Here is an 11,929-nt window from a genome sequence, read left to right as displayed (position 1 = left end):
CGATCGCGCCGGGTCACCGTCCCCGGGGAACGGGTTCGGGGGCGCGGCCGGCGGCCTTCGCACGGGCCCGCGCCAGGGTCATGTGATCTCCAGCATGCGTTCGCGCACCGCGTAGACCACCGCTTCCATCCGCGAGTGCAGCTGGAGCTTGTCGAGGATGTTGCGGACGTGGTTCTTCACGGTGTTCTCGGAGATGAACAGCTGCTTGGCGATCTCGCGGTTGTTCATGCCCTTGGCGACCAGGCGCAGGACCTCCATCTCGCGGTCGGTCAGCCGGGGCACGGGCAGCTGCGGCGGGCGTTCGGCCTCCTTGCGGCTCATGTTCGCGAACTCGCTGATGAGCTTGGCGGCCATCGCCGGGTTGATTAAGGACTGGCCCTCGTGCACGCCCCGCACCGCGGCGGGCACGTCGTTGATCTGCACGTCCTTCAGCAGGTAGCCGGTGGCGCCGGCCTTGATGGCCTCGAAGAGGTCCTCCTCCTCGTCGCTCACCGTCAGCATGATGATGCGGGTGCTCGGGACGGAGGCCCTGATGCTCTTGGTCGCCTCGATCCCGTCCTGCCGGGGCATGCGCACGTCCATCAGCGCGACGTCGGGCATGAGGCGGTCGGCCAGTTCGACCGCCTCCTGCCCGTCGCTCGCCTCACCGACCACCTCGATGTCGGGCTCCGCGGCCAGCGTCAACGCCAGGCTTCGCCGGATCAGCTCGTGATCGTCAACGATCAGCACGCGGATCGGCTCGCTGTCTGCCGTGCGGACCTCGCCGGACTCGGTCACGAGCCCTCCTCGGTCCGGCTCGCGCCTGCCTTGCTCACGGGGAACCTGCTCATCGGACGGCCGCTCCGCTGTCACGCCCGGTCGGGGCCGTAGCGGCGGTCCGCGTGGCGGTTGTCCCGTCAGTACCCTCGCTTCGCTCGCTCATCTGAACCTGACTGAGCTCGCTCACGTCTCCTCCTCGTCGGGGGGCCAGAGCCGTCGGACCGCCATGATGGCACGTATGGCACGGTCCTCGGGTGGTCGAGAAGATCTTCCGGTGTGCGATCAGGGCTCTATGAGCCGCAACACGCCGTAGTTGTACCCGCGCCGGTTGTAGACCACGCTCGGCAGGCCGCTCTCCTTGTCACGGAACAGGTAGAAGTCGTGCCCGACCAGTTCCATCTCGAGCATGGCCTGGTCGATGGTCATGGGTTCCGCCTTGTGGAACTTCTCCCGCACGACGAGCGGGCCGTCGCCGTCCATCTCGATCGGGACGATGTCGTCGTCGATCTTGTCCTCCTGCACCGGCAGGTCCTCGTAGGACTCGGCCGGCTCGGGGACGGGCTTGGCTCCCCGGGACGGCGGGCCGGCGACGTCAGGGAGCGTCGCGGTGAGCTCCGCCACCGAGGGCGGGCAGTGGTTGCCGTGATGGACCTTGCGCCGGTCGGCCAGCCTGCGCAGGCGGCCTTCCAGCTTGTCGAGGGCTATGTCGAGGGCTACGAACCGGTCGTCGGCCGAGGCTTCGGCGCGGATGGCCGGGCCTTTCGAATGGATGGTGAGTTCGACGCGCTCGCGCTGGTCGGCGAGGCGAGGGTTGCGTTCTTTGGACACCTCCACATCGACTCGGATGAGTTTGTTGTCCAGACGTTCGATCCTGGCCAGCTTGGTCGTCACCTGGTCTCGGAACCGGTCACTCACTCCTGTGTGCCGACCCTTGACGATGATGTCCATGCAACAGCCCCCCTTCGTCTAACGACTGAGCAAGAGCGCCCGACGATGTGCGTACCGGACGGGGTTTCCTGTCCGCCTCTCTGTCACCGCTACCCTCTTCCGCCACGACGTCACCGGGATCTCGGGTGGCACCCGTCCGGCCGACCTGGTCTTCGACCCCACATTCGCCTGCTGAGGATTTCGCAGCTCTGTTGCCACTACTGCCCTTCTCTTCTGACGAGGGACATCTGGACCCTCGGGAAGGCAGGACTTACCCCTAAGCCGCACCGTGATCGGTCGACAAAGAGTCGCCTTACGTGGACCGTTTTGCCTGCGGCTGGCCTCGGCTAGCAGAGCCGGGGACACCGGCTCTGCGCAACCACGGACCCGGACGGGTGCCATGTCAGAACGCTATCCGCATCCTGGGCGAATGTCAGCCGGAGGCTCGGCCGAAGGATCACTTTCCGTGATTTTCCCGGAGTTCCGGACGCCCGAATGACCCCGGCGCCACCGCACGCCAACCCCTGCGGCCACGCGTGTTCCGGTCTCCCGACCTGTGCTGCCTCTTGTTCCCAGGAAGAGACAGCCCCCCTTCAAGACGTCCCCAAGAATTGGATCTTTCTTTACCGACAGTGATGCCGAGCGTTTCAAGATCTTCGGCGTGTCGCGGCGACGGTGGCCGCCATCGGCACCCGCAGGCCGGCGGCGCGCAGTGCTCGCGCGGCTTCGGTGAGCGAGGCGCCGGTGGTCACGACGTCGTCCAGCAGCAGCGCAGACGGCGCTGGAGGGCCTTTCGCGCGCCGGGCCACACAGAGGGACCCGGCGAGGTTCGCGGCGCGCTGCGTGGAGCTCAGGCCCGCCTGGTCGGCCACCCGGCGAGCCTGCCGCAGCGCCGGCCACGGCTCGGCCCGCACGCCGGACGCGACCAGATGACGGGCGACGAGCACCGCCACCCGGCCCATGGGATCGTGCCCGCGGACCCGCAGCGCCCTCCTCGCGCTCGGCACCGGCACGACGGCGAACGGCCCCCGCGCCCACCCCGCCCCGGCCCCGGCCGCCGTCCCGGCCTCAGCTCGGGCCTCAGCTCCGGCCCCTGCGCCCAGCGCCGTGAGCACGGTGAACGCCAGCACCTGCGCCAGCACGCCGGCCAGCCCCACCGCCCCCCGCTCCTTGTACGCCAGGATCGCCGCGCGGGCCGCGCCCTCGTACGACGTGGCCGACCAGCACTCCGGCAGGCCGGGCGGGCCCGGCTCGGGCCCGCGCCTGGCGGGCGCGACCGCCATCCCGGCCGCGCACCCGGCGCAACACCGCGCCCCGGCACGCCCGCAGCCCACGCAGGACTGCGGCAGGAACACATCAAGCACACCCGCCAACACGCCCCCCAGCATGCCCGCCACCACCGACAGTTCCACCGGTTCAGATCAGGAGGGAGACGGCGCGGGCTACGCGCCCCTCTGTCGGAGCGGGGGACCGCCCCGGGAACGCCCCCAGCCCAGAAGAAAAACGGGGACATCCCCTCAGTCCGGGTGGAGGACCGTTCCCAGGACACTCCTCCAGGCGGAGGCGGTGCCCCCGACCGGGTCAGCCCAGGGGGAAGAACGGGTTCTTGGCGTTGGGTTCGATCTTGCTGGTCCAGCCCTGGCGGTCCTGGTTGAGCTCGATGATCTTGGGACCCTTCTCGGTGCTCGCCTCCGCGAGCACCCGCCCGTTCAGCGCCGTCACCCCCGCCAGCCGGTCCTTCAGCGGGATCCCGATGGTCTCGCCGTCGCCGATGTCGATCTCGTTCAGGATCTGCCCGGCCTTGCTCTGGATGAGGACGAGCAGGTGCTCGTCGTCCTCCCAGGCGATGTCCTCGATCTTGTACTCGACCTCCGTCGAGGTCAGCGTCTGGAGGTTGCCGAGCATGGGCCCGTTGAGCCCCTCGCTCAGCGCCCCGAGCTGCACGGTGTTCTTGCCGGTGCGCAGGGCCACCCGCACGCCGTCCCTGGCGATCCGGAACGCGGTGACGTCGAGGCCGTCGAGCCCGGGGGCGGAGACGCGCTCGGGGCCGCGCCCGCCGTTGGGGTCGTACCGCAGGACCACCTTGTTGTGCTGGTCGAACGTCCACAGGGAGCCGTCGCGGCGCCAGGTGGGGTCGGTGAGGTCGGCGCCCTCGATGACCTGCTGCCAGCGGCCCTCGGGGGTGAGCCCGGCGATCGAGATGCCGGTGGAGGTGCGCGCCGCGACGATCGCGCCGGTCTGCTGCGTGGACAGCGCGAACGCCCTGAAGTCGGTGTTCCCCTCCCCCGCCGGCCCGGACACGGCGACGCCAGCCCCGTCGTCGCTCATGACGTGCACGGACCCCTTGCTGGTGTAGTACGGCGTGAAGCCGCCGTTGTCCAGCCAGTGGCCGTCCAGGTTGGGCGGCTCGGTCCAGTACTGCTCGCCGTCGAGCTGCACCTCGATGGTGCGGCTGTTGGCGACCTTGTTGGTGGTCAGGCTGTACTTGAGCTGCGCCACCAGGGCGGCCTTCTCGGCCAGGTCGAGCGGCAGGAGCGGGCCCGAGAAGTTGATCAGGACGCGGTCGTCGCCGGTGCCGACCGACTCGACCTTCGTGCCCTCGGGGAAGACGGTGCCCACGGCGCCGCGCAGCGCGCTGCTCGGCCCCTTGAGCAGCCGCTTGACGATGGTCTGGGCGAAGGTCTCGGTCGGCTTGAGCCGCAGGCACACCCGGTCGACGACCAGGCGCTCGCGGGCGCTGTTGAGGTAGTACAGGTTGGTCAGCCGGTACGCCCGCGCCACGTCGGACTTGGTGAGCAGCAGCCCGTCCGGCAGGTCGTCGACCCGGTAGACGCCCCGGGCGTCCTTCTTCAGCACGAACAGCCGCTCGGGCGCGTTCCCCGACAGCGGCACGTACGCGTCGTCGGGGTCGATGCGGGCGACCTGCTTGCCCTTGAGCCCGTACGTCTCCGCCTCGTCGCCCTCCCCCGGGTACTCCACCTGGAACGCGTCCTCGATCACCGTCACCGGCCCGGACGGCTTCCACTTGGCCTGGGCCTTGGGTGTCAGGTACCTGGCCAGCACGGCGGGGTCGTCGGGGTAGGCCGCCATGGCCGCCTGGAGCCCCCTGATGAGGTGGTCGGGGTCCCAGTCGTCGCGCGGCGGGACGGCGATCATGCGCTGGAACGGCTTGTTCAGCGGGTCGCCGCCCCCGGTGTCGCTCACCGTGTACGGCCCGCTCACCGGGATCACGGTGCACCCCGAGCCCGCGCAGGCCACGGCCGCGGCGAGGGCGACCGCGGCGCCCACCCGTCTAGTCCTCCTCATGGCCGCCTCCGTCCCCCGAGGCCGGGAGCAGCACCGGCGTCATGTGGCTGCGCCAGGTGCGCCGCATCTCGATCTCGGGCGGCACCAGCGACAGCGGCGAGCCCTTCAGGTCGGCGCCGGCCAGCCTGGGCAGCGTGAGGCGGAACTGCGAGCCCTCGCCCGGCTGCCCCCACGCCTGCAGCCAGCCGCCGTGCAGCGTGGCGTCCTCGCGGGAGATGGCCAGGCCGAGCCCGGTGCCGCCGATGGTCCTGGCCCTGGACGGGTCGGCCCGCCAGAACCGGTCGAACACCATCGTCTCCTCGCCCGGCTTGAGCCCGATCCCGTGGTCGCGGACGGCGACGGCGACGGCGTCCCGGTCGGCCCCCACGGTCACCACGATCTCCCGGCCCTCGCCGTGCTCGATGGCGTTGAACAGCAGGTTGCGCAGGATGCGCTCGACGCGGCGGTTGTCGACCTCGACCATGCACGGCTCGTGCGGCAGGCGGATGTCGAAGCGGGTGGAGTGGCGCTCGGCCAGCGCCTCGGAGTCGGCGATGGCCCGGTGGACGACGTCACGCATGTCCACCGAGTCGACGTCGAGCGTGGCGGCGCCGGCGTCGTAGCGGCTGATCTCCAGCAGGTCGGCCAGCATCGACTCGAACCGTTCGAGCTGGGCCTGCATCAGCTCGGCCGAGCGGGCGGCCATGGGGTCGAAGTCCTCGCGGGCGTCGTACAGCAGGTCGGCGGCCATGCGGACGGTGGTCAGCGGCGTGCGCAGCTCGTGGGAGACGTCGGAGACGAACTGGCGCTGGACCTGCGACAGCTCCTCAAGCTGGTGGATCTTGAGCGCCAGGTTGGCGGCCATCTCGTTGAACGAGTTCGCCAGGCGGGCCAGGTCGTCCTCGCCGCGCACCTTGAGGCGTTCGTCCAGTTTGCCGGCGGCCAGGCGCTCGGCGGCCTGGCGGGCCAGCCGCACGGGCGTGACGACCTGCCGGGCGACCAGGTAGGCGATGGCGGCCAGCAGCAGCACGAGCCCGAGCCCCACCACGACGATGGCCAGCCGGACGTTGGACAGCAGCTCCTCTTCCTCGCTGAACGGGAAGAAGTGGTAGACCTGGTAGTCCTCGCCGGTCGTGGGCTCGTGCACGACGCCGCCGACCACGAACGTCAGCGTGGCCTGGCTCTGCCCGGCGAACCTGATCGACTCGATCTGGGCCTCGGTCTTGCCGTACTCGGCCCGGTTCATGTACTTCTGCAGGCGCTGCCGGAGCGAGGCGGGCACGTCGGCCTGCACCACCCGGCCCGAGGCCCGCGACATGCCGGGCTTGGCCTCGTTGAGTATGAGAACGTCGTAGCGCTTCTTGGAGCCGTCCTCGCCCGAGCCGGTGACGGTGTCCATGACCTCGTCGAGCGGGTTGACCTTCTGGTCGGTGTCGGGGGCCTTGGCGCCGTCGTCGGAGGGCGGGATCAGCGCGTCGGCGATCTGCAGGCGGTCGGCGTACGCCTCGTTGAGCGACGACTGCTGGCTGCTCGCGACCACGGACCGGTTGATCTCGTCGGACAGGAACGTGCCGAGCACGACCACGACGGTCACGGAGATCACCAGTGTGCTGGTGACCACCTGGAGCTGGAGCGAGCGCCGCCACACGCTGCGCACCCGGCCCGCCGCACGGCGCACCCTCCGGCGGACGCCGCCGAGAATCTGGCGGATCGTCCGTCGGCGGGCTTTTCTGGTCGGGGGCATGGCGGGGCAGGGGAAGGCTAGGCGGGGCCGGCTTTGTAGCCCACGCCGCGGACCGTCACGACGATCTCGGGGTGCTCGGGGTCCTTCTCGATCTTGGCGCGGAGTCGCTGCACGTGCACGTTCACCAGCCGGGTGTCGGCGGCGTGCCGGTAGCCCCAGACCTGCTCCAGCAGGACCTCGCGGGTGAAGACCTGGCGCGGCTTGCGGGCCAGGGCGACGAGCAGGTCGAACTCCAGGGGCGTGAGGTTGATCGTCTCCTCGCCGCGCTTGACCGAGTGGCCGGCCACGTCGATGGTGATGTCGCCGATCTGCAGGATCTCGGGCGTCGGCTCGTCGGTGCGGCGCAGCCGCGCCCGCACCCGCGCCACGAGCTCCTTGGGCTTGAACGGCTTGACGATGTAGTCGTCGGCGCCGGACTCCAGCCCGAGCACGACGTCGATCGTGTCGCTCTTGGCGGTGAGCATCACGATCGGCACCCCCGACTCCGCCCTGATCCGGCGCGCCACGTCGATGCCGTCGGCGCCCGGCAGCATCAGGTCGAGCAGGACAAGGTCCGGGCGTGTATCCCGGAACGCGTCGAGGGCCTTGTCGCCGTCGGAGACGAAGGACGGCTCGAAGCCTTCTCCGCGCAACACGATGCCGAGCATCTCGGCGAGAGCGGCGTCGTCGTCGACGACCAGCACGCGACCTTTCATGGCCCCTCATTCGTTCTACGCATTGTGGGACATACCCGCACGATCGCTGAAGGTTACCCTTGGTCGGCCCATGTGTGGGACATGAGCCCTACGAAAGGCGAATTTTAGGTTCCCCCGGCAACCACAAACCCAGTCTGCGGTAACGGAGCGACTTTCGGCCATCCCCGGCTGCCTTCCTTGCCCCGTTTCGCCGATAAATGAGGGCAAGATGAGCCGGCGAATCACCTCGGTGACACCAGCCACCCGCCCAGCGTGCCAGGATTGGGATATGTCAGACGGTCACGGACGCACGCCCGAGACGCCCCCAGGCTGGTCTGCCGAACAGCCCCCGCCCTACAGCGCCCCGCAGGCTTCACCGTGGACCGCGCCGGGATCGCCCACGCAGACGCCGTACGGCCAACCGTACGAGCCGCAGGGCGAAGCCCCCCAGCCGCCGCCCTACGGCCCGCCGGGGCCTCAGCCACCCTACCCCCAGCCGGGCCACCCGCAGTCCGGTCCTCCGCAACCGGGCCACCCCCAGGGCGGCTACCAGCAGGGCGGCTACCAGCAGCCCGGCTACGGCTACGGCTACATGCCGCCGCCCGCGCTGCGGCCCGGCATCATCCCGCTGCGGCCGCTGGGGCTCGGCGACATCCTCGACGGCACGATCAAGCTGATCAGGTCCAACCCCAAGGCCGTGCTCGGCCTGTCCGCCGTCGCCGCCCTGCTCGGCGCGGTGCCGCTGGCCGTGGGGCAGGCGGTCATGCTCACCTCGATGGGCGACGTCTTCGACGACCCGCAGGCCGCCTCCTCCGCCGGTCTCGACAGCTTCTACGGCGTCGTCGCCCAGTACGGCGGCATGCTGGTCTCGTACGCGATCCAGTTCGTCGTGGTCACGGTGCTGACCGGCGTGCTGACGCGCATCCTCGGCCGGGCCGTCTTCGGCGGCAACATCACCGCCGCCGAGGCCTGGCACCTCAGCAAGGGCCGGCTTCCGGCGCTGTTCGGGGTCGTCGGGCTGATGGCCGTCATGATGGTCGTGCCCCTGATCGTCCTCACGCTGGTCGTGGTGGCGCTGGCGATGAACGTCTCCTCCTCCTCCGAGGGGGTCGGGCTGACCCTCGGCGTGTTGGTGCTGTTCGTCCTGCTGTTCATCCCCTACTACCTGTTCATCACCACGCGCTTCGCGTTCGCCGCGCCCGCCGTGGTGCTGGAGGGCAGAGGGCCGATCGACGCGATGCGGCGCTCGTGGCACCTGGTGACCGGTGACTTCTGGCGGGTGCTCGGCATCCTGCTGCTGACGTCGCTGCTGGTCGGCCTGGTGTCGGGGGTGCTGTCGGTGCCGTTCTCGTTCGGCGGGACGCTGATCGGCATGCTCGGCGGCGGTTCGCCGGGGTCGGCCGTGGTCGCGGCGGTGTTCATCGCCGCCGGCGCCACGCTGAGCTCGATGTTCGCCTATCCCTTCCAGGCCGGCGTCTCCGGCCTGCTCTACGCCGACCGGCGCATGCGCGGCGAGGCGTTCGACCTCGTGCTGCAGACGGCGGCGATCGAGCAGCAGCGCCAGGGTTGGGTGCACGCCTCGGCCGACGACCTCTGGCACCCGTCCAACTCAGCCAGGTCGTGAGCCCGGTCGGCCGGGAGGAGGCGGCGCGCAAGGCGGCCGAGGAGCTCCTCAAGCCCGGATACGAGAAGGAATCCCTGTTCGACCAGCTCTACCGGCGTTTCATGCAGTTCATCGGCGACCTGACCGACGCCGTGACGGGCGGCGGCCCGGCGGGCGGGATCATCGCCGCGGTCGTGATCACGGTCATCATCCTGGGCGTGATCCTGCTGGTCGCCTGGCGGCTGCGCAGGACCGCCCGCAGGAACGCCATGGCCGCCGGCGGCCTCTACGGCGAGCGCGTGCTCAACGCCGCCGAGCACCGCAGCGCCGCCGAACGCCTGGCCGCCGAGGGCGACTGGACGCAGGCCATCCGCGAACGCCTCCGCGCCATCGCCCGCGACCTGGAGGAACGCGCCCTGGTGGACGGCATGCCGGGCCGCACGGCCGACGAGCTGGCCGCCGAGGCGGGCAGGGCGCTGCCCGGCTTCGCCGCCGAGCTGGCCGCCGCCGCGCGCTCGTTCGACGACGTCAGCTACGGCGGCGTGCCCGGCACGCAGGCCGCGTACCAGGCGATGAGCGACCTGGACGAGCGGCTGCGCCAGGCGCGGCCCGTCCCGCTCGCCGTGGGAGGCGGCCCGTCGTGAGCATCTGGAACTCCGAACCGGCCGCGCCAGGCAGCGCGCCGAACACGGACACCGCGCCAGGGGCCACCTCCGCGCCGGGCGCGGGCACCGCCACGGTGACCACTTCCGCGCCGGGGGCCGCCGGGCCCTCCGCCGCCACCTCCCCCACCGCCCGCTCCACCTGGCGGGCGAGTCGCATGATCGTCCTGCTCGGCCTGGTCGTCGTCCTGGTCGCGGCGGCCGCGGTGTTGTTCGGCCCGCAGCGTGGCCCGTCGCGTTTTCTCGACCCCGCCGACACCTCGCTGGCCGGGTCGAAGGCGCTGGCGGAGCTGCTGCGGGCGCGGGGCGTCCAGGTCGACCGGGTCGACTCGGTCGAGGCGGCCGCCGCCAAGGCCGCGGGCGGCGGCCGGCTGCTGCTGGTCACCGACCTGACCTACCTCGACGAGCACCGGCTCGCCGAGATCCCCGGCGACCGGCTGATCGTCGGCGACCTGCCCGGCCTCGCCGTCCTGGCCCCCGGGACGAGCACCGAGCGCGAGCCGTCGCGGGTGCGCTCCCGCGAGCCCGGGTGCGCTCTGCCCGCCGCCACGCGGGCCGGCAGCGCGTACGTCGGCGGCCTGGTGCTGACCGGCCCGCCCGGCGCCGCCTCCTGCTACCCGGCGGGCGAGGGCTACTCCCTGGTCAGCTACCGCACCGCCGACGGCGCCACCACCACGGTCGTCGGCGACGGCGAGTTCATGACCAACCTGCGCCTGCCCGAGGACGGCAACGCGGCCCTCGCGCTCAACCTCGTCGGCACCGGCAGGCCCGTCACCTGGCTGGTCCGCCCGGACAGTCCGCCCCCGCTCGACCTGCCCGGCTCCGAGGGCAAGTCGATGTACGAGCTGATGCCCCCGAGCGTGCCGTGGGCGATCCTGATGACCTGCCTGACCGTGGCGCTCGTCGCGTTCTGGCGGGGACGCCGTCTCGGGCCGGTGGTGACCGAGAAGCTGCCCGTCGTCGTGCGGGCCGCCGAGACGGTCGAGGGCCGCGGCAGGCTCTACCGCGCCAGGAGGGCCAGGCAGCGGGCCGCCGATTCGCTGCGCGCCGGCACGGTCGACCGGCTCACGCCCCGCCTGGGCCTGGCCCAGGGCGCCGGGCCGCACGAGCTGGTCGCGGCCCTGGCGGCGCGGATCGCCGACGACCCGCAGGTGGTCGGCGCCGCACTGTACGGCCCGGCGCCGGCCGACGACGCCGGGCTCGTCGCGCTGGCCGGGTACTTGGACTCCATCGAAAGGCAGGTCAGTGAACTCTGAGGAGACTTTCCGCGTGGCCCCCTCGGGCGAGGCGGCCAGGGAGGCGCTCGGCGCGCTGCGGGCCGAGGTGTCCAAGGCCGTGGTCGGCCAGGACGCCGTGGTCACCGGGCTCGTCATCGCCCTGCTGTGCCGGGGGCACGTGCTGCTCGAAGGCGTGCCGGGCGTGGCCAAGACGTTGATGGTGCGCACTCTCTCAGCGGCCCTGTCGCTCGACTTCAAGCGCGTGCAGTTCACGCCCGACCTGATGCCGGGCGACGTGACCGGCTCGCTGATCTACGACGCGAAGAGCAGCGAGTTCGAGTTCAGGGAGGGGCCGGTCTTCACGAACCTGCTGCTCGCCGACGAGATCAACCGCACCCCGCCCAAGACGCAGGCAGCGCTGCTGGAGGCGATGGAGGAGCGGCAGGTGAGCGTGGAGGGCGCGGCCCGTCCGCTGCCCGACCCGTTCGTGGTCTGCGCGACCCAGAACCCGGTCGAGTACGAGGGCACCTACCAGCTCCCCGAGGCCCAGCTCGACCGGTTCCTGCTCAAGCTGACCGTGCCGCTGCCGCCGCGCGAGCACGAGATCTCGGTGCTCGAACGGCACGCGCGCGGCTTCGACCCGCGCGACCTGTCCGACGTCAAGGCCGTGGCCACGGCCGAGGACCTGGCGGCCGGCCGCGCGGCGGTCTCGCAGGTGCACGTGGCCCCCGAGGTGCTCGGCTACATCGTCGACGTGGCCCGCGCGACCAGGAACTCGGCGTCGCTGCAGCTCGGCGTCTCGCCCCGTGGCGCGACGGCGCTGCTGGCGGCCTCCAGGGCGTGGGCGTGGCTGTCCGGGCGCCCCTACGTGACGCCCGACGACGTGAAGGCGCTGGCCAGGCCGGCGCTGCGGCACCGCGTCCAGCTGCGGCCCGAGGCCGAGCTGGAGGGCGCGACCGCCGACGGCCTGCTCGACGGCATCCTGGCCTCGGTCCCGGTCCCGCGCTGATGGCCCGCTCCGACGCACGCGAGAGGTCCGCGGCGGGCTCGGCCGGGAG

At 71.5% G+C, this 11,929-nt stretch carries 10 protein-coding genes; 4 read left to right on the top strand and 6 right to left on the bottom strand.

Annotation, left to right across the window (positions count from 1 at the left end; translation table 11 throughout):
• Positions 1-78: 78 nt before the first annotated feature.
• The 6 genes from AB0J71_RS09510 to mtrA form a co-directional block, all read right to left on the bottom strand.
• On the bottom strand, positions 79-777 hold the full coding sequence (locus AB0J71_RS09510) for a response regulator transcription factor (RefSeq protein ID WP_352326269.1): 699 nt from the start codon (positions 775-777) through the stop codon (positions 79-81).
• 264 nt (positions 778-1,041) lie between these two features.
• Complete coding sequence (gene raiA, locus AB0J71_RS09505) at positions 1,042-1,707, bottom strand: ribosome-associated translation inhibitor RaiA (RefSeq protein WP_352326270.1); 666 nt, start codon at positions 1,705-1,707, stop codon at positions 1,042-1,044.
• 626 nt (positions 1,708-2,333) lie between these two features.
• A complete protein-coding gene (locus AB0J71_RS09500) occupies positions 2,334-3,062 on the bottom strand; it encodes a ComF family protein (RefSeq protein ID WP_364413568.1) in 729 nt (242 codons plus the stop codon).
• Positions 3,063-3,267: 205 nt separating this feature from the next.
• Complete coding sequence (locus AB0J71_RS09495) at positions 3,268-4,992, bottom strand: LpqB family beta-propeller domain-containing protein (protein ID WP_352326273.1); 1,725 nt, start codon at positions 4,990-4,992, stop codon at positions 3,268-3,270.
• A complete protein-coding gene (mtrB, locus tag AB0J71_RS09490) occupies positions 4,979-6,715 on the bottom strand; it encodes an MtrAB system histidine kinase MtrB (RefSeq protein WP_364413566.1) in 1,737 nt (578 codons plus the stop codon). The genes AB0J71_RS09495 and mtrB overlap by 14 nt, the downstream gene beginning before the upstream one ends.
• Before the next feature lie 17 nt (positions 6,716-6,732).
• Entirely contained in the window at positions 6,733-7,410 is a 678-nt protein-coding gene (gene mtrA, locus AB0J71_RS09485; protein WP_043620615.1) for an MtrAB system response regulator MtrA, read from the bottom strand.
• Between the two features lie 268 nt (positions 7,411-7,678).
• Between mtrA and AB0J71_RS09480 the strand changes: the two genes are divergently transcribed.
• Genes AB0J71_RS09480 through AB0J71_RS09465 form a run of 4 tightly spaced genes read left to right on the top strand, consistent with a single transcriptional unit; the run spans position 7,679 to position 11,880 of the window.
• Positions 7,679-9,013 carry a glycerophosphoryl diester phosphodiesterase membrane domain-containing protein gene (locus AB0J71_RS09480; protein WP_352326275.1) on the top strand — a complete coding sequence of 445 codons (1,335 nt, stop codon included), beginning with the start codon at positions 7,679-7,681 and terminating at the stop codon, positions 9,011-9,013.
• Positions 9,010-9,636 carry a DUF4129 domain-containing protein gene (locus AB0J71_RS09475; RefSeq protein WP_364413564.1) on the top strand — a complete coding sequence of 209 codons (627 nt, stop codon included), beginning with the start codon at positions 9,010-9,012 and terminating at the stop codon, positions 9,634-9,636. The genes AB0J71_RS09480 and AB0J71_RS09475 overlap by 4 nt, the downstream gene beginning before the upstream one ends.
• Complete coding sequence (locus tag AB0J71_RS09470) at positions 9,633-10,910, top strand: DUF4350 domain-containing protein (protein ID WP_352326277.1); 1,278 nt, start codon at positions 9,633-9,635, stop codon at positions 10,908-10,910. Before AB0J71_RS09475 ends, AB0J71_RS09470 begins: the two co-directional genes overlap by 4 nt.
• Before the next feature lie 13 nt (positions 10,911-10,923).
• Positions 10,924-11,880, top strand: a complete 957-nt coding sequence (locus tag AB0J71_RS09465) for a MoxR family ATPase (RefSeq protein WP_364413562.1) — start codon at positions 10,924-10,926, stop codon at positions 11,878-11,880.
• Positions 11,881-11,929: the final 49 nt, after the last annotated feature.

Origin of the sequence: Nonomuraea sp. NPDC049637 (assembly GCF_040675235.1) — a bacterium.
In the GTDB taxonomy this organism is placed as follows: Bacteria; Actinomycetota; Actinomycetes; order Streptosporangiales; family Streptosporangiaceae; genus Nonomuraea.
This window is presented reverse-complemented; position numbering and strand designations above follow the sequence as displayed.